Here is a 22974-nt window from a genome sequence, read left to right on the forward strand (position 1 = left end):
TCAGCGCTTCATCACCTTCATCGGCAAACCACCCTGCGGCTGGGTGGTGAGTTTCTGCACCGGCCACGGCTTCGTCGTTTCGAGAACCTCGAAGCGACGACCGTCGAGCAGGGTCGCCAGTGCAATGACCGCTTCCTGCAAGGCGAAGCTTGCGCCAATGCACACGCGCGGTCCCGCGCCGAACGGCAGATACTGGAAGCGGTCAAGTTTCTCGCGGTTTTCCGGCCAGAAGCGTTCCGGCATGAAAGCGTCCGGCTGGTCCCAGTAGAGCCGGTGGCGATGGATCACCCACGGCATGACCAGCACGGTCGCGCCTTTCGGAATTTCGAGATCGCCAAAGCGATCATTTTGCGCCGCCTCGCGGTTGATCGACGGTGCGGGCGGATAAAGCCGCATTGCCTCTTCGAAGGCGGCGCGTGTGCAAGGCAGGCTTGCGAGCCAGTCCTGCGGCGGCAGATCGCGCCCGCCTTTGGCGAAGAAGTCGTCGATTTCAGCCTCGATGCGCTCCCGCTCCAGCGGCGCCTTGGCGAGCAGATAAAGCGTCCAGCCAAGCGCGCGCGCCGTCGTTTCATGCCCCGCCCCGATGAAGGTAATGATGTTGTCCTCGATTTCGGAGCGGCTCAGCCCTTCCGGCCCTTCGGCGCGCAGAAGGAGGGTCAGAAAATCGTTCGGAACGTCCTCGCCGCCGTCCATGCGTGCCCTGCGCAACGCGATCGTGTCGGAAACCAGTTGGCGGAAGAACCCAAGCGACTGCTGGCCGCGCAGCCGCGTGAGGCGCGGCAGCCAGTCCGGCAGGCCCAGGAGATCGAACGGATCGACCCGCCCCATCGTCTCGAACAGCTTGTCGATCTGGCGCGCAAAATCGTTCGGATCGCCCGCGATCTCGCCGGAAAACAGCGTTTCGGCCAGAATATCATAGGTCAGGAGCGTCATGTCATGGGCGACATCGGTGATGACGCCGCTCGTCCGATAGCGTTCGGCAAAGCGGAGGGAACGGTCGCGCATGGTCGCGGCAAAGCCGCCGATATGGCGTGGCGTGAAGACCGGCGCCATGGCCTTGCGCGAGCGTTTCCAGACCTGACCCTCGGCGGTAAGCAACCCGTCGCGCAGCAGCGGGCGCAACACGCGCTGACGTATGGCGGACATGGGATAATTGGCGGCGTTGTCGACCAGCACATGGCGGATCAGCCCCGGATCGTTGGCGATGATTGTCTTCATGCCGAACCAACTGACGGAAATCCATCGCTCGTTATAGGAAGGCTCGCCCCACAATTCGAGCGGGTTGCGATAGACCACGCGCATCATCTCGAACCGTCCGACCGGCTTTTCGCGCGGGCGCGGCGCGGGCGGCACGAATGGGGCGGGACGTTCCGTCATGGTGATCGCGGTTTCCATCAAGCGTTCCTCCGAACATAAACCGGCTCAGGACACCCCCGTCAAACCGGATATAGTCGTCAATTGTGGCGGTTCCAGAAGCCGCACCGCACCGGGAGCGCCCCCATATGGACAGACTGCCGGAATCCCCGGCAAATTTACCGCCGAAATTTGGAAAAATAGCCGTTAGCACCTATATTAAAGCCATGTTTGTCGCGTGATTCGACATATCTTTGAAGCTGCGTCCGCAGCGCGTTTTTCGAAAGATTTTCATGAGCGAGATGCCCGAGATGAATTCCGAAGCCCCCGCCGAATATGGCGCGGACTCCATTCGTGTCCTGAAAGGTCTGGATGCCGTTCGCAAGCGCCCAGGCATGTATATCGGCGACACGGACGACGGCTCCGGCCTGCATCACATGGTCTATGAGGTCGTGGACAATGCCATCGACGAAGCGCTGGCCGGACATGCCACGCTCGTTACCGTGACGCTCAATCCCGACGGATCGTGCACCGTGACCGATAACGGGCGCGGCATTCCGACCGACATTCACAAGGAAGAAGGCGTTTCGGCTGCCGAGGTCATCATGACCCAGCTTCACGCGGGTGGCAAATTCGACCAGAATTCCTACAAGGTTTCCGGCGGCCTGCATGGCGTGGGCGTGTCGGTGGTGAACGCGCTGTCGATCTGGCTGAAGCTGAAAATCCGCCGCGCGGGCAAGATTCACGAAATGAGCTTCACTCATGGCGTGGCCGACGCGCCGCTGGTCGCGACCGGCGAAGCGGGCAACGAAACCGGCACCGAAGTCAGCTTCCTGCCCTCGCCGGAAACGTTCAGCATGGTCGAATTCGACTTCGACACGCTGGAGCGCCGCTTGCGCGAACTCGCCTTCCTCAATTCGGGTGTGCGCATCAAGCTCGCCGACCACCGCCATGCGGATGTCAAGGAACACGAGCTGCACTATGACGGCGGCCTTGTCGAATTCGTGAAATATATCGACCAGAGCAAGAAATCGCTTCTGGAAGAGCCGATCTATATCCGCAACGAAAAGGACGGCATGACGGTGGAAGTCGCCATGTGGTGGAACGATTCCTACCACGAAAAGGTGCTGTGCTTCACCAACAACATTCCGCAGCGCGACGGCGGTACGCATCTGGCAGGTTTTCGCGGCGCGCTGACCCGTCAGGTGACGGGCTATGCCGACGCATCCGGCATGACCAAGAAGGAAAAGGTGACACTTACCGGCGACGACTGCCGCGAAGGCCTGACCGCCGTTCTTTCGGTCAAGGTTCCTGACCCGAAATTCTCGTCGCAGACCAAGGACAAGCTCGTCTCCTCCGAAGTCCGCCCGGTCGTGGAAAGCCTCGTCAACGAAGCGCTGTCCACCTGGCTGGAAGAGCATCCGGCAGGCGGCAAAGCCGTGGTCGAGAAGGTCATCCAGGCCGCAGCGGCCCGCGAAGCGGCCCGCAAGGCGCGTGACATCACCCGCAAGAGCACACTCACCGTGACGTCCCTGCCGGGCAAGCTCGCCGACTGCCAGGAGCGCGATCCGGCCAAGTCCGAACTCTTCATCGTCGAGGGTGACTCGGCAGGCGGTTCGGCCAAGAGCGGACGTTCGCGCCAGAATCAGGCCATCCTGCCGCTGCGCGGCAAGATTCTCAATGTGGAACGCGTGCGCTTCGACCGCATGTTGTCTTCCGAACAGGTGGGGACGCTGATCACGGCGCTCGGCACCTCGATCGGCAAGGACGAAACGCATGGCTTCAATGCCGACAAGCTGCGCTACCACAAGATCATCATCATGACCGACGCCGATGTCGACGGCGCGCATATCCGCACGCTTCTGCTGACCTTTTTCTTCCGCCAGATGCCGGAACTGATCGAGCGCGGCCATATCTATATCGCCCAGCCGCCGCTTTATAAGGTGTCGCGCGGCAAGTCCTCGCAATACATCAAGAACGAAGCGGCCTTCGAGGATTTCCTCATCGAAACCGGTCTGGAGGAAACCGCTCTGGAGGTCGCGGGCGGCGAAGTCCGCACCGGGCAGGACCTGCGTTTGGTGGTGGAAGATGCGCGCACCATGCGCCAGCTTCTTTCCGGCCTCCATACGCGCTATGACCGTCGTGTGGTTGAGCAGGCCGCTATCGCCGGACTGCTCAACCCGGACGCCTCGAAGGACAATGCGACGGCGCAGCATTCCGCCGATGCGGTCGCCAAGCGCCTCGACATGATTTCGGAGGAAACCGAGCGCGGCTGGACGGCGTATGTGACCGACGATGGCGGTTATCGTTTCGAACGAATGGTGCGCGGCGTGAAGGACGTCGCCGTTCTCGACATGGCGCTTCTCGGTTCCGCCGATGCCCGCCAGATCGACCGCGTGGCTTCGCGTCTCTCCGAGGTCTTCATCGAGCCGCCGGTCCTGCGCCGCAAGGACAGGGCCGACGCGCTTTCCGGCCCGATGGCACTGCTTGATGCCGTTTTCGCGGCCGGCCGCAAGGGCCTGACGCTACAGCGCTACAAAGGCCTTGGCGAAATGAACGCCGAACAGCTTTGGGAAACCACGCTCGATCCGAATGTGCGCTCGCTGTTGCAGGTGAAGGTGACCGACGCGACCGATGCGGATTCACTGTTCTCGCGCCTGATGGGCGATGAAGTGGAACCGCGCCGCGAGTTCATTCAGGAAAACGCGCTCAGCGTCGCCAATCTGGACGTTTGATAAAAGTAACCCCGAAAGACCGAACAGTTTTTCGGGATTCTGCCCGCCAATGAGAGCATTTTTAGCAAAAGTGGAAACCGGTTTTGCGCCTGGAAATGCATAAAAACAAATAGATAGAGTACTTCCAACGATTCCATTTAAACAGGAACCGCCAAAAAAAGCCTCGGATTTTCCGAGGCTTTTTCGTTTAAGGACTGTTTATTCCCCGCGACGCTTCTTGCCGTAGCCGCCACCTTCAGGCTTTTTACCGCCCTTCTTGAAACCGTCTTTCTTGAAGTCGTCTCCGCGCGCGAAATCGCGCGGCTTGTCCCACTTGTCGCCTTTCGAGCGGTCGCCTTTATAGCCATCGCTCTTGTAGCCGCCTTCCTTGAACCTGTCACCGCGCGGCTTGAAACTGCCCCGGCCCTCACGCGGAGCAGCGTCGCCGCCTGCACCTGCAACCGCAGTGCGGATCACCAGACCCTTTTCACCGGTGCCGCGTTCCTCGACCGAACGGCGGAATTCATCAGCCTTCGAGGCCGTGATTTCGAAACGGGTTTCGTTATCGAAAATCTTGATCGAGCCGACATCGCGCTTCGAAACGTCGCCAGCCTTGCAGATCAGCGGAAGCAGCCACTTCGGATCGGCGCGATGCTTGCGGCCTGCCGAAACCGAGAACCAGACGCCGTCAAAATGCGCATTGCGGTCGAAACGCTCGCCCGGCTCACCGCGCTCGCGGCGTTCAAAGCGGTCACCCTTCTCAAAACGATCCCTGGGCTTCCTGCCGCCGACCGGATGAACCGGCGCGTCGGAAACTTCTTCAGCCGCCGGATAGGAAGCCACCTCACGATTGAGGAACGCGGCTGCAATCTGTTCCGGCGTGTAACGCTCCGTCAGGGCCTTCAGCAACTCCTGATATTCTTCTTCAACCGGCTGGCTGAAAATGTCCGCATTCAAAATGCGCTCATTGATCTTGGCCTGAACGGCAGCGATACCCGGCGCGGAGATGGTCTGGGCATCGAGCTTCGCCATATGCAGGAGGCGTTCCGCAGTGCGGCGGCGCGAGAACGGCACCACCAGCACGCAGGTGCCCTTGCGACCGGCGCGGCCCGTGCGGCCCGAACGATGCAGCATCGTTTCGGGATTGTTGGGCAGGTCGGCGTGGATGACGAGATCGAGATTGGGCAGATCGATGCCGCGCGCTGCAACGTCGGTTGCAACACAGACGCGGGCGCGACCGTCGCGCATGGCCTGAAGCGCATTGTTGCGCTCGGCCTGGCTCAGTTCGCCCGACAGCGCCACCACGGCAAAACCGCGATTGGAAAGCCGGCTTGCCATATGCTTCACCGCTTCGCGGGTCGAGCAGAAGATGATCGAGTTCTGGCTGTCATAATAGAGCAGCGTATTGATGATCGCGTGGTCGCGCTCGTGCGGCGGAACCGGCATGGCGACATAGTCGATGTCGGCGTGCTGGCTGGTTTCGCTCTGCACGGTGATGCGCAGCGCGTCGTTCTGGAAGCGCTTGGCAAGCTGCGCAATCGGCTTCGGAACGGTTGCCGAGAACATCAGCGTGCGGCGATCTTCCGGCGCTTCGCCGAGGATGAATTCGAGGTCCTCGCGAAAACCCATGTCGAGCATTTCGTCGGCTTCATCGAGCACGACGGCGCGTAAGTTCGACATATCGAGGGCGTCGCGGGTGATATGATCGCGCAGACGTCCCGGCGTGCCGACCACGATATGGCTCCCACGTTCCAGCGCCCGGCGCTCGGTGCGGATATCCATGCCGCCAACGCAGGAAGCGATGCGCGCGCCGGTATCGGCATAAAGCCATTCCAGTTCGCGGCGCACCTGCAATGCCAGTTCGCGTGTCGGCGCGATGATCATGGCGAGCGGCGCACCGGCATTGCCGAAACGCAAGCTCTCTTCCAGAATGGTGTTGGCCATGGCAAGGCCGAAAGCCACCGTCTTGCCCGATCCAGTCTGAGCGGAAACGAGGAGGTCGGCTTCGAGCGTTTCAGGAGCCAGTACGGCGTCTTGAACGGCGGTGAGCGTATTATAACCGCGAGCGGCTAATGCTCCGGACAAAGCCGGAGCGATGGTTTCGGGCAAAGACATGAACCACTTTCACGAAAAAAGCTTCTCAAGCCGCATACCCATTGGTCGCGGACCATTTTTGTCCACGACTCCCCTGACGACCACCGAAGCAACAGAATTGGTGCTTCCCTATAGGGTTAGGACCGTGAGGTCAACCGCAAGGGGCATCAATGTGCCTCATCCCAGTTATGCGCTGCGCGCGCATCGACATGCAGCGGCACGGAAAGCGCAACGGCGGGCATGGCGGCATTCTCCATGACGCGCCGCACCACCGGAATGGTTTTTTCCACTTCGTTTTCAGGCACTTCGAAGATCAGTTCGTCATGCACCTGAAGCAACATGCGCGCCGCGAGCTTTTCCTCCGCCAGCACGTCCTCCATGCGGATCATGGCGCGGCGGATAATGTCGGCGGCAGCCCCCTGAATGGGCGCGTTGATGGCGGCACGTTCGTTGAAGGCGCGCACCTGCGGGTTCGACGCCCTGATGTCGGGATAATGGGCGCGGCGGCCGAAGATGGTTTCGACATAGCCATGTTCACGGGCGTAGGCCTTGGTCGCCTCCATATAGTCCTTGATACCGGGAAACCGCTCGAAATAGGTGCGGATATACTGCCCCGCTTCCTCACGCGGAATGGATAGCTGGTTGGCGAGCCCGAAGGCGGAAATGCCGTAGATAATGCCGAAATTGATCGCCTTGGCGCGGCGGCGCACTTCCGGCGGCATGCCTTCCACGGGAACGCCGAACATTTCCGATGCCGTCATGGCGTGAATATCGATACCGTCGGCAAAAGCCTGTTTCAATTGCGCAATATCGGCCACATGAGCAAGCACACGCAGTTCGATCTGGCTGTAGTCGGCGGAAACCAGCTTGTTGCCGGGTTCGGCGATAAAGGCCGTCCTGATCTTGCGGCCTTCCGCCGTGCGCACCGGAATGTTCTGCAAGTTCGGATCGGATGACGAAAGGCGTCCGGTCGAGGTAGACGCCATCGCATAAGACGTATGAACGCGCTTGGTCTGCGGATTGATGAAACCCGGCAGCGCGTCGGTATAAGTCGATTTGAGCTTGGTGAGCTGGCGCCAGTCCACGATCTTGCGCGGCAGCGGATGGCCTTCGGCGGCAAGGTCTTCCAGCACCTGCGCGGAGGTGGACCATTGTCCGGTCTTGGTCTTCGACGCGCCCGGCAGACCCATTTTGCCAAACAGAATATCGCCAAGCTGCTTGGGCGAGCCGATGGTGAATTTTTCGCCCGCCAGTTCGTAGATTTCATCCTCAAAGGCGGCTGCCGCCTGCGCCAGATCGCCGGAAAGGCGCGACAGAACCTGCCGGTCAACGGAAATGCCGCGCTCCTCCATGCGCGCCAGCACATCCACCAGCGGGCGTTCCAGACGCTCATAGACAGACATCAGCCCTTCCGCAGCCAAACGCGGTTTCAACACCTGCCACAAGCGCAGGGTCACATCGGCATCTTCCGCCGCGTAAGCCGTCGCACGGTCGAGATCGACCATATCGAAGGTCATGGCATTCTTGCCGCTGCCCGCCACATCCTTATAGGGAATGGGCGTATGGCCGAGCCAGCGTTCCGACAGCGGGTCCATGCCGTGGCTGCCGGTGCCTGCATCCAGCACATATGAAATCAGCATCGTATCGTCGAAGGAGACGGTGTCGATGCCGTGGCGGCGCATGACCAGCCAATCATATTTCATGTTCTGCGCGATCTTGAGGACGGAAGCATCCTCCAGCACGGCTTTCAGCGCGTCCAGGGCCTCATCGAGCGGAATCTGCCCATCGACCAGCCCGCCGCCGAGAAGATCGCCTGCGCCGGACTTGTGCTGAAGCGGAATATAAGCCGCCTTGCCGGGAGCGAGCGCCAGCGAAAAGCCGACCAGTTCCGCCTGCATCGGATCGAGCGAAGTCGTCTCGGTATCAAACGCGACGATGCCGGTTTCGACCGCTTCGGCCAGCCAGAGTTTCAACGTGGCAATATCGCGAATGCAGCTATAGGCGCTGGTATCGATTTTTTGCGCGGTCGCTTCCGCCGCCCGTTTTTCCGCCAGCGCGGCAGGCGCATAGCCCTCTGCCGGGACCGCGGCGGCAGGCGTTTCCGCATCCTGTGTTTTGGCCGGGATATCCAGGTCGGGACCATGAGCGTCCGCACCCCAGTCGGTTTCCACATGGGAGGGTTCGACAGAAGAGGCGTCGGTATCGGTTGCCTCGGCCACGCGACGCGTCAGCGAAGTGAATTCCATCGCCTTCAGGAAGCCGATCAGCTTCGGCCCGTTCTGCGGTTCCAGCACCAGCCCGTCCAGATCGACATCCAGCGGCACATCGGTCTTGAGCGTGACAAGCTCGCGCGCAATCTTTGTCTGGTCGGCAAAGGCGATGATGTTCTCGCGGCGCTTGTTCTGCCTGATCTCGGAAGCGCGGGCCAGAAGCGTGTCGAGATCGCCATATTCCGCCAGCAATTGCGCCGCCGTCTTCGGGCCGATGCCGGGAATGCCCGGCACATTATCCGTGCTGTCTCCGGTCAGCGATTGCAGGTCGATCATCTTTTCGGGCGGCACACCCCATTTCTCGATCACCTCGGGAATGGAAATCTGCTTGTCCTTCATGCTGTCATACATCGACACATTGGGAGTGACGAGCTGCATGAGGTCCTTGTCGGAGGAGATGATGGTGACGTCGCCGCCCGCTTCTTCCGCCACCCGCGCATAGGTGGCTATCAGATCGTCGGCCTCGAAGCCTTCCTTTTCGATGCTGGGCAGATTGAAGGCGCGGGTCGCCTGACGGATGAGACCGAATTGCGGGATGAGATCTTCCGGCGGCGCGGTGCGGTTGGCCTTGTAATCGGGATAAAGCTCGTTGCGGAATGTCTTCGACGAATAGTCGAATATGACCGCGAAATGGGTCGGCACCACGCCGACATCGGTGTTGCGGGCATCCTTCAACAGCTTCCACAGCATGTTGCAGAAGCCGGAGACTGCACCGACCGGCAGACCGTCCGTCTTGCGGGTCAGGGGCGGCAGGGCATGATAGGCGCGGAAAATATAGCCCGAGCCGTCAACGAGAAAGAGATGATCGCCTTTTTTCATAAGATAGAATTAGAGGAAAGCGACCGCAAAGGAAACCACGCGATTGTCAGGAGAAACGACCGTCCACGTGAAAGAAATCCATCACATTGCGATAACACGTTTGTTACAGATTTGTAATCTTCCGTGCCCTTGAATAGCCACAGTTGAAAGGCCAAATCCAGGTCATCGACAGTTCGTCGGTCGCCGGTTTTCTGACCCGTCCCCCGTTGGATGCCGGATGTTGGGCGGCAGCCTCATTCCCCTCTCCGGGCTGCCGCTTTGAGTGTAGTGATATGGCCGTTGTGGTACCCCCTCACCACAACGGCCAATTCATTTTCTCCAATATTTCCCCTCATTCAAATTGGGTTTCTTCTTGGCGTTAGTGGTTGTAGTGTGCCGCCAGTTTTATGACTCGTCAGGAAGCATTCATGTCCACGCAATCGCTCGACAAAGTTCTTACCCACCTCGATGCCAATCTCGACAAGAGCCTCGATCGCTTGTTCGAATTGCTGCGGATCAAGTCGATTTCCACCGACCCCGCCTTCAAGGCCGATTGCCGCAAGGCTGCCGAATGGCTCGTCGAAGACCTGACGTCGATCGGCTTCGATGCAAGCGTTCGCGATACGCCGGGCCACCCCATGGTTGTCGCCCATCATGAAGGCGCCACGCCCGACGCCCCGCACGTACTTTTCTACGGTCACTACGACGTCCAGCCGGTCGATCCGCTGAACCTTTGGGAGAACGATCCCTTCGACCCGGCGATCAAGGATACCGGAAACGGGCGCAAAATCCTGACCGGTCGCGGCACGTCCGACGACAAGGGCCAGCTCATGACCTTCGTGGAAGCCTGCCGCGCCTATAAGGCGGTGAACGGCAATCTGCCGGTCAAGGTGACGCTGTTGTTCGAAGGCGAGGAAGAATCCGGTTCGCCATCGCTCAAGCCGTTCCTCGATGCCAACAGGCAAGAACTGAAGGCCGACGTGGCGCTCGTCTGCGACACGTCCATGTGGGACCCGGAAACCCCCGCCATCAGCGTCGGCCTGCGCGGTCTCGTCGGTGAGGAAATTGTCATCAAGGCAGCCGACCGCGACCTGCATTCGGGCTTTTTCGGCGGCGCGGCCGCCAATCCGATCCATATCCTCACCAAAATTCTGGCCGACCTGCACGACGAGACCGGGCGCATCACCGTTCCCGGTTTCTACGAAGGCGTGGAGGAAACCCCGACGCAAATCCTCAAATCGTGGGAAGGGCTGGGCCGCACGGCGGAAAATTTCCTCGGCCCCATCGGCCTGTCCATTCCGTCCGGCGAAAAAGGCCGCAGCGTTCTGGAACTGACCTGGGCGCGCCCGACAGCGGAAGTCAACGGCATCACTGGCGGCTATACCGGCGAAGGCTTCAAGACCGTGATCGCGGCCGAGGCTTCGGCCAAGGTTTCATTCCGCCTGGTGCACAAGCAGGACCCGGCAAAGATTCGCGAGGCTTTCCGCACCTTCGTCAAGGAACGCCTGCCCGCCGACTGCTCGGTCGAATTTCATCCGCATGGCGGCTCGCCTGCCATCCAGTTGCCCTATGATTCACCGCTCGTTTCCAAGGCCAAGGATGCATTGTCCGACGAATGGCCGAAACCGGCCGTGCTGATCGCCATGGGCGGCTCGATTCCCATCGTCGGCGACTTCGACAATTTCCTCGGCATGGAATCGCTGCTCGTCGGCTTCGGCCTTGAGGATGACCGCATTCATTCGCCCAATGAAAAATATGAGCTGAATTCCTTCCATAAGGGCCAGCGCTCATGGGCGCGTATCATGGCGGCGATTGCCGCCAAGTAAGGAAGAACCGCAATATGACAATCCGTTTTCACAAGAACGATCTGCCGAACCTCGACAATTATCAGGTCGATGCGGTGGCGATCGATACAGAGACCCTTGGCCTGAACCCGCACCGCGACAGGCTTTGCGTGGTGCAGATTTCGCCCGGCGACGGCACGGCGGACGTGATCCAGATCGAGGCGGGCCAGAAAAAGGCCCCCAATCTGGTCAAGTTGCTGAAAGACCGTTCCATCACCAAGATCTTCCATTTCGGCCGTTTCGACCTGGCCGTTCTGGCACATGCTTTCGGCACCATGCCGCAGCCCGTCTTTTGCACCAAGATCGCCTCGAAGCTGACCCGCACCTATACGGACCGTCACGGCCTGAAGGAAATCTGCAACGAGCTTCTGGACGTGTCGATTTCCAAGCAGCAGCAGTCTTCCGACTGGGCAGCGGAAATCCTGTCGCAGGCGCAACTCGAATATGCGGCATCGGACGTGCTCTACCTGCATCGCCTGAAGGCGGTTCTGGAAAAGCGCCTTGATCGCGACGGACGTACGAAGCAGGCGGAAGCCTGTTTCAGGTTCCTGCCCACGCGCTCGGAACTCGACCTCATGGGTTGGCCCGAAAGCGATATTTTCGCGCATTCGTGATCGGATCAGACGGCGGCGGCAGCCGCCGTTTTCTTTTGCGGTTCGCTATCGATAAAGGCCCAGGCCGGACGGCGGAACAGAAACCCGCCGTAGCCGGTCCACTGGATGAGACCATAGAGAATGACCGGCCCGGCGACGCCGCTCGCGGTCGTCAGAAGCGAGACCGTGCCGATATCGCCGATACCGAGTTTCAGCAGCACCGTGCGGGCGATGGCCATCGGCAGGAAGAAGGCGAGATAGACGACGATCGAATGCGCGCCGAGCCAGCCCAGAGCCCGGTAAAGTCGGTTCCGGGCAGGCAAGAGGCTCAGGAGCGACGAGACGGAAATGATCGCCAATGCGCCGACGATACCCAGAACGAGCGAGACCAGCGGCATGTCGCTGAGCGCGCCGCGCCCATTGAGAAGATCGCCGGTGGGTGGAACAAGCGCGGCAAGACTGTCGGGCACCGGCATGAAAACGAGCTTGTACTCGATAAAACCCCAGACGAGCAGTCCGATAATGCCTGCCAGCGGATGCTGGCGCAGCCGGTCTGCGATGCGGAATATCGCAGGCGCAAAGGCGTAACCGGCATAGAAATAAACGAAGCGCGAGCAGAACTCGTCCACCATGACCCAGCCGGTATGAATCGGCAGAACTTCCAGACATGCGAGCGCGATGAAGGCAAGCCAGACGGGAACACGCCTGAGAAACCGCGTCGCGATGAAGAAAACGGGCAGGATATAGATGAACCAGAGCGTGCCGAACGGCTCTATGAAAGCCATGAGATAAGCGTCGATCACCCCGGAAATACCCGCTTCTCCGGCTATGCCCGGCGCCTTGAACGCGAATTGGATGGTCAGCCAGAGAACGTAAAAATACAGGAAATGCACGACCTTGCGGTCGAGATAACGCCGCCAGGGCCTGTCTATGACGAGGCTTAGAAACAGGCCTGAAATCATGAAGAAATCCGGCATGCGGAACGGTTTGGCGAAAGCAACGACATAGTGCATCCAGCCTTGCGCGCCGGCGGCCTTCTCGACCCCGAGCGTCGAATGCATCATGACCACGAAGATGATGCAGATGCCCTTGGCAATATCGACCCAGGCGACCCGGTCACCCGCGCTTTTGACGCCATGCATTTTCGCCCTCCCCGCAAACCCAGCGGCATTTTAAAGCAATTCCAGTTAGAATCGAACCGTGGAGCCACTCTATCTCTTTGTTTTTACGCATTATCCAACGCAAAACCGCTTCACACTTTTGCTGGAAATGCTCTATAGCGCGAACCGCAGCGGATTTACATACTCAATAACTACGCCGCCACTCCAATGCGCGCCTGCGGACTGTCACGCCTCCTCGCGCGACGCGTATTAGTTGGGCGACATTCCTCCCGATGTGTCCCGTTTGCTACAGACTTTTGACACCAATCGCTTATATTGGGGACAAAGACTGGTTCTGATACTTTCCTTCAGGAGGTTTATCATGAAACTCAAGGCTCTTCTTCTCGCATCGACTGTTGCCCTTGCTGCCGCCACTGGCGCGCAGGCCGCCGACGCAGTCATCGAACCGGAACCGGCTCCGGTCGTGATCGCGCCGACCTTCACCTGGAACGGCGCCTATATCGGCGGCCAGATCGGCTATGGCTGGGGCGAATCCGACTTCGACGGCGACCTCTACAGCTACGGCAATATCAAGCCCGACGGTTTCCTCGGCGGCATTTATGCTGGCTACAACTTCGATCTCGGCAACAATATCGTTCTCGGTATCGATGGTGACGTGACCTATAACGACGTCTCCAAGGGCGTCGATGTGTTTGACGGCGACGTCGTCGTGGGCGACTTCGAAACCAAGCTGCGCTGGTCCGGCGCCGTTCGTGCCCGTGTGGGCTATGCGGCTGACCGCTTCCTGCCCTATCTCGCCGGTGGCGTGGCCTTCGGCAGCATCAAGAATGACGGCAGCATCGCAGGCGTCGGCTTCTCCGAAAGCAAGACGCTGACCGGTTGGACCGTAGGCGCCGGCGTCGACTATGCCGCGACCGACAACCTGATCGTCCGCCTCGAATATCGCTACACCGATTACGGCGACAAGGACATCGACTTCGGCGGCCTTAGCGTCAATCAGGACTTCAGGACCAACGAAGTTCGTCTCGGCGTTGCCTACAAGTTCTAATTCCTGCCGGAAAGCACAGATCGAGACCCCGCAATGCGGGGTCTTTTTTATTTCAAGGACATCACGACAATTTGAATAATATTACCTACATTTCTACCAACAGGCGCTTATACTTATTTAATAATATTAGAATATATTAAAAATATACCAGTAAATTGCCTTTCATTAATGAGAAATTTTTCGATGTTGCTTTTCTGTTACATACATAGATGTGAAGAAGGACTATATATCCTGCCATATTCACTGAGAATATATTACAGGAGTTTTCCATGAAGCTTAAAGTATTTCTGGGCGCATCCCTTATAGCAGTCGCCGCCAGCAGCGGCGCCTTTGCAGCGGATGCCATCGTTTCACAGGAACCCGAACCGATCGCCATGCCCTCCTTTTCGTGGGGCGGCGGCTATATCGGTGGCCAAATCGGCTGGGGATGGGGCCGCGGCAAGCTGGATGGCGACGGGGACAGCTATTCCGAGTTCAAGCCGAACGGCTTCATCGGCGGCGTCTATGCCGGCTACAATTTCGACATGGGCAATGGCGTCATTCTCGGTATCGACGGCAACTTCGACTATGACGACCTGAAGGAATCGCATGACTATTTCAGCAGTGGCCTTCCCGTTCAGACCTCGCTTGAATCGAAACTGGAATGGTCGGGTGCCGTGCGCGCACGCGCCGGTTACGCGATCGACCGCTTCATGCCTTACATCGCCGGCGGTGTAGCGTTCGGCCACGTCAAGAATTCGGTGACCATCGGCGGCAGCACCAGCTACAGCGACAGCCAGACGCTGACCGGCTGGACCGCGGGCGCAGGTATCGACTATGCGGCGACCGACAATATCACGCTGCGCTTCGAATATCGTTATACCGATTTCGGCAACAAGGATTTCGGGGTGGACGATTTCAGCACTCGCGGTTCGTTCAAGACCAACGATATCCGCCTCGGTGTCGCCTACAAATTCTAGCAGCCCTTCCGCCGGGACCCCGAAAAGTTTCGTGCCGTTTGTATGCGGCACGAATGGCAGGGCGGTTCCGCTACGAACCGGCGCCTTGCCTCTCCGGCAAGGCCTTTCTTGTGCGTGGATGATTCATATCCCTTTAAACTGCCGCATTTACCCTGCATCGGGTTAGCCCCTTATTTGCTTTTGCGGCGCAAAATCCCGTAAAGCACTCAACATCATCGCAAATGACCGGTCCGCTGACGTTCGGACCGGCAACAGGGTGGGCGGATCCGGGCAGACATGGCATCGCGTGACGATAAAGACCGACGCATCGAACCTTCCTTCGGTGGCGAAGAGAAAAAGGATGACGAGGTTTTTCGCATCGACGAGGAGGATCGCATGGCCCGCGTGCAACAGCGCCGACGCAGACAGTCCGGGGACAGGGAGCCGCGCAGCGCGCGGCGCGGCAGGAAAAAGCCGCGCGGCTTTTTCGGCTTCCTCCGCCGCTCGATCTACTGGTGCCTGGTGCTGGGCCTGTGGGGCGGCATCGCCTTTGCGGCTATGCTTGTCTATTTTGCCGCTAAAATGCCGCCGACGACCGACTGGGCCATTCCCGACCGGCCACCCAATGTGCGCATCGTCGATGTAAACGGCAATCTCATCGCCAATCGCGGTACGACGGGCGGCGAGGCCGTCGGCCTGCACGAAATGTCACCCTATATTCCGCAGGCCGTGATCGCCATCGAGGACCGCCGCTTCTATTCGCATTTCGGCATAGACCCGATCGGGCTTGCGCGCGCCATCGTGACCAACGTCGTTTCGGGCCGCGCCGTGCAAGGCGGTTCCACACTCACGCAGCAGCTTGCCAAGAACCTGTTCCTTTCGCCGGAGCGCACGCTGGAGCGCAAGGTGCAGGAAGTCATGCTCGCACTGTGGCTGGAGCATAAATATACCAAGAACCAGATTCTGGAGATGTATCTGAACCGGGTCTATCTCGGTTCCGGCGCCTACGGCGTCGATGCCGCCTCGCGGCGCTATTTCAACAAGTCGGCCAAGGACGTCAATCTGATGGAAGCGGCCACGCTCGCCGGTCTCCTGAAAGCGCCGTCGCGCCTGTCGCCTGCCCGCGACCCTGAAGCCGCCGCCGCACGCGCCAGGCTGGTGCTGGGCGCGATGCGCGAGGAAGGCATGATCGACGACCGCCAGACGGCCATTGCCGAAAGCGAGCCGCCCACGCGGGCGGCGTCCTATTGGCAGGGATCGGAGAACTATGTCGCCGACAAGGTCGTGGCGGAACTCCCCGAACTGATCGGCGAGACGAAGGACGACATCACCGTCCAGACCACCATCGATCTCAATCTCCAGCGGGCCGGTGAAGAGGCGATCAAGGACCAGATTTCCCAAAGCGGGAAGAAGATGAATGCCAGTCAGGGCGCATTGGTTTCCATCGACAATACCGGCGCGGTCCGGGCCATGGTGGGCGGCGTCGATTATGCCGCAAGCCAGTTCGACCGGGTGACGGACGCCCGGCGCCAGCCCGCATCCTCCTTCAAGCCTTTCGTCTATCTCTCCGCGCTCGAACAGGGTCGCACACCCGACTCCGTGCGAAACGACGCGCCCGTCAAGATCGGCAAATGGACGCCCAGCAACGATAACGGCAAATATATGGGGCCGGTGACGCTTGCCACCGCGCTTTCCCATTCGCTCAATTCCGTTTCCGCGCAGCTCGTCATGGAGGTCGGGCCGCAGACCGTCATCGATACGGCCCACCGCCTTGGCGTCCTTTCCAGGCTGGAACCGAATGCCTCCCTGGCGCTCGGCACTTCGGAAGTGACGCTTCTGGAACTGGCCGACGCCTATGTGCCCTTTGCCAATGGCGGATATCGGGCCCCGGTCTATTTCATCACCAGTGTGACGGATTCGGAGGGCAAGGTTCTCTATCAGAAGGAAGACGGCGTCGGCCCGCGCGTGATCAGCGAGCGCAATGTCGGTATGATGAACGCCATGCTGCGCCGCACCGTGGAAGACGGCACTGCCAAGCGCGCCGCCTTCGGCTGGCCCGCGGCAGGCAAGACCGGCACCAGCCAGAATTTCCGCGACGCCTGGTTTGTCGGCTATACGGCGAACCTCACCACCGGCGTATGGTTCGGCAATGACGACGGCAAGGGTATGAAGCGCGTCTTCGGCGCAACCCTGCCGGTCGCGGCCTGGAAAAGCTTCATGAAGGAAGCGCATAAGGGCGTGCCCGTCGCCGAACTGCCCGGCCATTACGACATCCAGAACGTCCTGCCCGGCGGCAGCGACGGCATCGATCCGAACGCGCCTTACGATCCCGGCATGATGCCGCAGGATGGATATGGCAACCAGCCTGTGGCGGGCAATGGCGATGACGGCTATTGGCCGCCCGCGCCCGATTCACCCTCACGTGGCCGCATCCAGCAAACCGGACGCCCGTCGGACGGACAGCCCGCCGCCGCCTATCCGGCCAATGCGCCAGCCGACGATTATCGCCCGGTGCCTCCGGGTGAGGTCGGCGGCGGATCGCAGTCCGGCAAATCCACCACATTGCTCGATATCATCATGGGCAACGCGCAATAGATCACCGTGCGTCCTTTCTGGACGCACGGTGATCCCGCTCGCGGTCAAGTGAAGCAGGTTCCCTGCAACATTGCTAATTCTGCTCGAAATCCTGAGCGGCTTGGTCTATTCAAGGTTTCAGGCTGTAGCGAGGTTTCCATGTCCCAACCCACCAAAGCAGACGTTACCGGTTCCAATACCGTCAAATCGGATACCGAGCGCAAGACTCTGGTCCTGACCGGGGCCAGCCGCGGCATCGGCCACGCGACTGTGAAACGTTTTTCGCGCGCCGGATGGCGCGTCATCACCTGTTCGCGACAGGACTTTTCCGATAATTGTCCATGGCCCGCCGGGCCGGAAGACCACATCAAGGTCGATCTGGCCGATCAGGAAGATGTCGGCAAGGCAATCGCCGAAATCCGCCGCAGGCTCGAAGCCGACGGCAGCAAGCTTCATGCGCTCGTCAACAATGCGGGCATTTCGCCAAAAGCCGAAGGCGGTCGCCGCATGAACTCCATCGAAACGCCGATGGCGGTGTGGCGCGACGTGTTTCAGGTCAATTTCATGGCGCCGATCATGCTGGCGCGCGGCCTGTTCAAGGAACTGGAAGCGGCACAGGGTTCGGTGGTCAATGTGACCTCCATCGCGGGCAGCCGCGTACATCCCTTCGCCGGCACCGCCTATGCCACGTCGAAGGCGGCGCTCGCCGCGCTGACCCGCGAAATGGCATCGGATTTCGGGCCGTACGGCATCCGCGTCAACGCCATCGCGCCGGGAGAGATCGACACGGCGATCCTGTCGCCGGGCACCGACAAGCTGGTGGAACAATTGCCGATGCGCCGCCTTGGCAAGACATCGGAAGTGGCCGAAACCATCTATTTCCTGTGCTCGGAGGCCTCATCCTATGTGACGGGATCGGAAATCCACATCAATGGCGGACAGCACGTCTGACAATGGAACCAGAGCACGGCGATTGAAATGTTCCGCGCTTTTGTGCTTAAGTCTTTTCAATCGATTTAACAGCCCAGTTCAAGAACATAGTTGGAACGATGATCCTTTGTTGCGGTGAAGCCCTGATCGACATGCTGCCACGCGAGACCGCGAGCGGCGAAACCGCCTTCCAGCCTTTCGCGGGCGGCTCCGTCTTCAACACGGCCCTCGCGCTGGGGCGACTGGGTACGCCGACCGGCTTCTTCTCGGGAATCTCGTCGGATTTTTTCGGCGAGGTGCTGCGCGATGCCCTGGCGCGCTCCAATGTCGATTATTCTTTCGCCGCCATCTCCGACCGACCGACGACGCTCGCTTTCGTGCGCCTCGTGGACGGACAGGCGCGCTATGCCTTCTATGACGAAAACACGGCGGGCCGGATGCTCGCCGAGAGCGACATGCCTTTCGTGGATGACAGTATCGACGCCATGCTGTTCGGCTGCATCAGCCTGATCGCGGAACCCTGCGGCAGCATCTATGAGGCGCTGATGACGCGTGAAGCCGCCAGGCGGGTGATGTTCCTCGACCCGAATATCCGTGCGGGCTTCATCACCGACCGCGAAAAACATCTGGCGCGCATGAAACGCATGATCGCGCTCGCCGATATCGTAAAGCTTTCCGATGAGGATCTGATCTGGTTCGGGGAAAAAGGCAGTCATGACGAGATTGCCGCCGAATGGCTGAAGCTCGGCCCGAAGCTGATCGTCATAACCAGGGGCGCGCATGGCGCCGATGCCTATACCGCCCGCATGACCGTGCGTGTGCCCGGCGTGAAGGTGGACGTGGTGGACACGGTTGGCGCGGGCGACACGGTCAATGCCGGGATTCTGGCAAGCCTTCACAATCAGGGCCTTCTCCAGAAGGAAGCCCTTGCGGAACTGACCGAGGATCAGGTCCATTCCGCAGTCGCGCTTGGCGTGCGCGCCGCCGCCGTAACCGTCTCGCGCGCAGGCGCAAACCCGCCATGGGCACATGAGATGAAGGATTGACGCACGGCCAGGCCGTGACATGATGCGTCCGGCCCGTTTCGGTCTTTCCGGCAGGGCGCGAACAGGGATCGGAAACGTCATGAGCATCGAGTTTCTGCTGACAAGTTTCATCATCGTCGCTTCGCCCGGCACGGGCGTGGTCGTGACGCTCGCCGCCGGTCTGTCGCGCGGCGCACGGGCGGCGGTGATCGCAGCCATCGGCTGCACGCTTGGCATCATTCCGCATATGCTGGCCGCGATAACGGGGCTCGCCGCCCTGCTCCATGCCAGTGCGCTCGCCTTCGACATCATCAAATATGCCGGCGTCGCCTATCTGCTCCACATGGCGTGGCGGACGCTCAAGGAACACGGCACACTGAAGATCGAGGCCGACGACGCACCGCGTTCGGACCGCGAGGTCATCTGGTCGGCCATTCTGGTCAACCTGCTCAATCCGAAACTGTCGATATTCTTCTTTGCCTTCCTGCCGCAATTCGTGAATAGCGAGCAAAGCGGTATGCTCGCGCGCATGGTGGAGCTTTCGCTGATCTTCATGGCGATGACTTTCGTGGTCTTCGCGATCTATGGCGTTTTCGCCGCCGCCGTTCGCAATCACATCACCTCGCGCCCCGCCGTGCTTGCATGGATGCGCCGCAGCTTTGCTGCCGCTTTCGTGGCGCTGGGGGCAAAGCTTGCACTGACCGAGCGGTAGGCAAAATGTCTCAGAATATCTACGATCGCGATGATTTCTTCACCGCTTACAGCCAGTTGCCGCGCTCGGTGCACGGACTGGAGGGCGCGCCCGAATGGCCGTATATCCGTTCGATCCTGCCCGATCTGACAGCAAAGGACATTGCCGATCTCGGCTGCGGTTTCGGCTGGTTCTCGCGTTTCGCGCGGGAACAGGGCGCGACTTCCGTTATCGGCTACGACCTGTCGCACAACATGCTGGAACGCGCCCGCCGCGACACGCAGGACGAGGCGATCCGCTATGTCCAGGCCGACATGGAGGTGCTGGAGCTGCCGCAGGCAAGCTTCGACCTCGTTTATAGCTCGCTGGCCTTCCACTATATCCGCGACCTTCGACGGCTCCTGAAAACGATCCACGATGCGCTGCGCCCCGGTGGCGATCTCGTCTTTACCATCGAACATCCGATTTTCATGGCCCCTTCGAAGCCCGGCTGGATCGAGGAAAAGGACGGCCGCAAGCGCTGGCCCGTCGATCAATATGCGGTGGAGGGCGAAAGGCGCACGGACTGGCTTGCCGACGGCGTGATCAAGCATCACCGCCGCCTCAGCACGACCGTCAACATGCTGATCGATACCGGATTTTCTCTCGGCAGTCTGGAGGAATGGCGTCCGTCGCCTGACCAGATTGGGGCCTGGCCAGCACTGGCGGAAGAACTGGAACGGCCTATGCTGTTGATAGTTTCAGCCACCCGACTGACCGCTTGACCCGCCACGTTTCACGCTCTTTATAGGAAGAGGGCGGGCACGAATCGGACTGGCGAGGAGAAACCATTGGACGTGTTGCGCATCGCAGCCTTTTCACAAGGTGACAAGGGTGGAAACCCGGCTGGCGTATTGATCGCCGAACAGCTTCCTTCACCCGCGGATATGCAGAAAATTGCAAGAGATGTCGGCTTTTCGGAAACTGCCTTCGCCATGCCCGACGGCGATAGCTGGCGCGTGCGCTATTTCGCGCCGGAAATGGAGGTGCCGTTCTGCGGCCACGCCACCATCGCGCTCGGCGCGGCGCTTGCCATGCGCGAGGGGGACGGACGTTTCTCGCTCAAGCTCAACAATGGCGACATCACCGTGGAAGGCCGCAAGGAAGGCAATCTCTTCGCCGCCAGCCTGCAATCGCCGCCGACGCGCCAGCGCGCCGCCAAGGCAACGGAAGTCGAGCAGGCGCTGGCCCTGTTCGGTTACGAGACGGACGATCTGGCGCCGGGCCTCGCGCCCGCGCTGATCCATGCCGGTGCGGACCATATCGTGCTGCCGCTTCGCTCACGCGAGAAACTGGCATCGATGCATTACGACCTGCAACGCGGCCGCACACTCATGAACCGTCAGGGCTGGACGACAATCCTGCTCATCTATTCGGAAACGCCGCAGCGCTTTCACAGCCGCAATCCCTTTGCGTCGGGCGGTGTCTATGAAGACCCGGCAACGGGCGCGGCGACCGCCGCCTTTGCCGCCTATCTGCGCGACAGCAACTGGCCGCATGGCGGGCAGATCGAGGTTTTCCAGGGCGAGGACATGGGCAGCCCCTCGCATCTGCGCGCGGAAATCGGCAAGGAACGCGGCGGCTCGATCCGCGTTTCCGGCACCGCACGCCTGATGGAATGACCGGGATACAGCTCGTCAGACCCTGACGAGCTGCTCCACACGCTCCTCATTGCCGAAGAACTTCAGATAGCGCGCCACTTCCTTCGGATCGCCGGTCGCCTTCTGCGGATTGTCGGAGAGCTTGACCGCCGGGCGACCGTTGGCATCCGTGACCTTGCAGACCAGCGAAATGGCATTCAGCCCCTCGATCTCCTTCGGTGCGCAACCCGCAAAATCATTGGTGAGGTTGGTGCCCCAGCCGAAGCTCATGCGTACGCGCCCCTCGAAGTGACGGTAGGTCTCCTCGATCGTATCGACATCGAGCGCATCGGAGAAAATCAACAGTTTCTCCCGCGGGTCCTTGCCCTTCGATTTCCACCATTCGACAATGCGCTCCCCGCCCTCGATGGGCGGCGCGCTGTCGGGGCGGAAGCCGGTCCAGTCGGCCACCCAGTCCGGCGCGCTGCGCAGGAATGCCGCCGTTCCGAAGGCATCCGGCAGCACGATCAGAAGATTGCCGCCATAATAACGGTTCCAGTCCTGCAACACGCGATAGGGGGCGGAGCGCAGTTCGTCCTCGTTTTTGGCAAGCGCGGCCAGAACCATCGGCAATTCATGCGCATTGGTGCCGAGCGCTTCCACGTCCGTATCCATGGCCAGAAGCACATTGGACGTGCCGGTGAAGGCATCGCCGATGCCTTCCTTCAGCGCTTCGACGCACCAGCGCTGCCACAGGAAGGAGTGGCGGCGGCGGGTGCCGAAATCGGAAATCTTCAGGTCGGGAAGCTGGCGCAGCCGCTCCACCTTGCTCCACATCTTCGCCTTGGCGCGGGCATAGAGCACATCGAGCGAGAATGGCCCCAGATTCTTCATCGCCGCACGCGAGCGAAGCTCGTTGATGATGGCAAGTGCGGGAATTTCCCACATGGTCGTGTGCGTCCACGGCCCATGGAAATGCAGTTCGTACTGGCCGTCCTTGCGGCGCAACTCATATTCCGGGAGCTGGAAATCGTGCAACCAGTTGAGGAATTCGGGCTGGAAAATCTGCTTGCGGCCATAGAAGGTATTACCGGCCAGCCAGATCATTTCCTTCTTGGAAAACCGAAGCGTGCGAGCATGATCGAGCTGCGCGCGCAATTCGCCTTCATCGATCTCGTCGGCAAGGCGAACCGAGGTCGTGCGGTTGATCAGCGAGAATGTTGCATCCACCTTGGGATAAAGACCCCAGATCATCTGCAGCATCAGGAGCTTGTAGAAATCCGTATCCAGCAGGCTGCGGACGATCGGATCGAGCTTCCATGCGTGATTGTAGACGCGCCGCGCGATATCGGTTTTGGCCAT

At 60.2% G+C, this 22974-nt stretch carries 16 protein-coding genes; 11 read left to right on the forward strand and 5 right to left on the reverse strand.

Translation table 11 applies throughout. From position 1 onward, the window contains the following. Positions 1–1395, reverse strand: a complete 1395-nt coding sequence (locus tag FHS76_RS00365) for a cytochrome P450 (protein ID WP_183646418.1) — start codon at positions 1393–1395, stop codon at positions 1–3. A 251-nt stretch (positions 1396–1646) separates the two neighbouring features. Here FHS76_RS00365 and gyrB point away from each other — a divergent pair, with 251 nt between their 5' ends. Further along, positions 1647–4088, forward strand: a complete 2442-nt coding sequence (gene gyrB / locus FHS76_RS00370; protein WP_183646421.1) for a DNA topoisomerase (ATP-hydrolyzing) subunit B — start codon at positions 1647–1649, stop codon at positions 4086–4088. 198 nt (positions 4089–4286) lie between these two features. Here the strand turns inward: gyrB and FHS76_RS00375 are convergent, their stop codons facing one another. Both FHS76_RS00375 and polA read right to left on the reverse strand, forming a co-directional pair. Continuing rightward, positions 4287–6182 (reverse strand): DEAD/DEAH box helicase, encoded by a 1896-nt coding sequence (locus tag FHS76_RS00375; RefSeq protein ID WP_183646424.1) that lies wholly within the window; start codon positions 6180–6182, stop codon positions 4287–4289. A gap of 146 nt (positions 6183–6328) precedes the next feature. Then, positions 6329–9250 (reverse strand): DNA polymerase I, encoded by a 2922-nt coding sequence (gene polA, locus FHS76_RS00380; RefSeq protein WP_183646427.1) that lies wholly within the window; start codon positions 9248–9250, stop codon positions 6329–6331. A 407-nt stretch (positions 9251–9657) separates the two neighbouring features. On the opposite strand from polA, the gene FHS76_RS00385 reads away from it, so the two are divergent. Both FHS76_RS00385 and FHS76_RS00390 read left to right on the forward strand, forming a co-directional pair. Continuing rightward, entirely contained in the window at positions 9658–11055 is a 1398-nt protein-coding gene (locus tag FHS76_RS00385; protein WP_183646429.1) for a dipeptidase, read from the forward strand. A gap of 14 nt (positions 11056–11069) precedes the next feature. Beyond that, positions 11070–11687, forward strand: a complete 618-nt coding sequence (locus tag FHS76_RS00390; RefSeq protein WP_183646433.1) for a ribonuclease D — start codon at positions 11070–11072, stop codon at positions 11685–11687. A 5-nt stretch (positions 11688–11692) separates the two neighbouring features. On the opposite strand, the gene FHS76_RS00395 is transcribed toward FHS76_RS00390, so the two are convergent. Further along, positions 11693–12808 (reverse strand): acyltransferase family protein, encoded by a 1116-nt coding sequence (locus FHS76_RS00395; RefSeq protein ID WP_183646436.1) that lies wholly within the window; start codon positions 12806–12808, stop codon positions 11693–11695. Positions 12809–13148: 340 nt separating this feature from the next. Between FHS76_RS00395 and FHS76_RS00400 the strand changes: the two genes are divergently transcribed. The 8 genes from FHS76_RS00400 (at position 13149) to FHS76_RS00435 (ending at position 21654) form a co-directional block, all read left to right on the forward strand. Then, complete coding sequence (locus FHS76_RS00400; RefSeq protein ID WP_183646439.1) at positions 13149–13835, forward strand: outer membrane protein; 687 nt, start codon at positions 13149–13151, stop codon at positions 13833–13835. Positions 13836–14104: 269 nt separating this feature from the next. Continuing rightward, positions 14105–14794, forward strand: coding sequence for an outer membrane protein (locus tag FHS76_RS00405; RefSeq protein WP_183646442.1), 690 nt, complete (start codon positions 14105–14107; stop codon positions 14792–14794). Positions 14795–15070: 276 nt separating this feature from the next. Further along, on the forward strand, positions 15071–17368 hold the full coding sequence (locus FHS76_RS00410) for a transglycosylase domain-containing protein (protein ID WP_183646445.1): 2298 nt from the start codon (positions 15071–15073) through the stop codon (positions 17366–17368). Between the two features lie 138 nt (positions 17369–17506). Further along, positions 17507–18298, forward strand: a complete 792-nt coding sequence (locus tag FHS76_RS00415) for an SDR family NAD(P)-dependent oxidoreductase (RefSeq protein WP_183646448.1) — start codon at positions 17507–17509, stop codon at positions 18296–18298. Between the two features lie 98 nt (positions 18299–18396). Beyond that, on the forward strand, positions 18397–19323 hold the full coding sequence (locus FHS76_RS00420; RefSeq protein ID WP_183646451.1) for a carbohydrate kinase family protein: 927 nt from the start codon (positions 18397–18399) through the stop codon (positions 19321–19323). 79 nt (positions 19324–19402) lie between these two features. Beyond that, positions 19403–20014, forward strand: coding sequence for a LysE family translocator (locus tag FHS76_RS00425; protein ID WP_183646454.1), 612 nt, complete (start codon positions 19403–19405; stop codon positions 20012–20014). 5 nt (positions 20015–20019) lie between these two features. Beyond that, entirely contained in the window at positions 20020–20757 is a 738-nt protein-coding gene (locus tag FHS76_RS00430; RefSeq protein WP_183646457.1) for a class I SAM-dependent methyltransferase, read from the forward strand. Between the two features lie 66 nt (positions 20758–20823). Next, complete coding sequence (locus FHS76_RS00435; protein ID WP_183646460.1) at positions 20824–21654, forward strand: PhzF family phenazine biosynthesis protein; 831 nt, start codon at positions 20824–20826, stop codon at positions 21652–21654. Between the two features lie 15 nt (positions 21655–21669). Here the strand turns inward: FHS76_RS00435 and pncB are convergent, their stop codons facing one another. Further along, positions 21670–22974, reverse strand: a complete 1305-nt coding sequence (pncB, locus tag FHS76_RS00440; protein WP_183646464.1) for a nicotinate phosphoribosyltransferase — start codon at positions 22972–22974, stop codon at positions 21670–21672.

The organism is Brucella daejeonensis (assembly GCF_014199265.1).
GTDB classification, from domain to species: Bacteria; Pseudomonadota; Alphaproteobacteria; order Rhizobiales; family Rhizobiaceae; genus Brucella; species Brucella daejeonensis.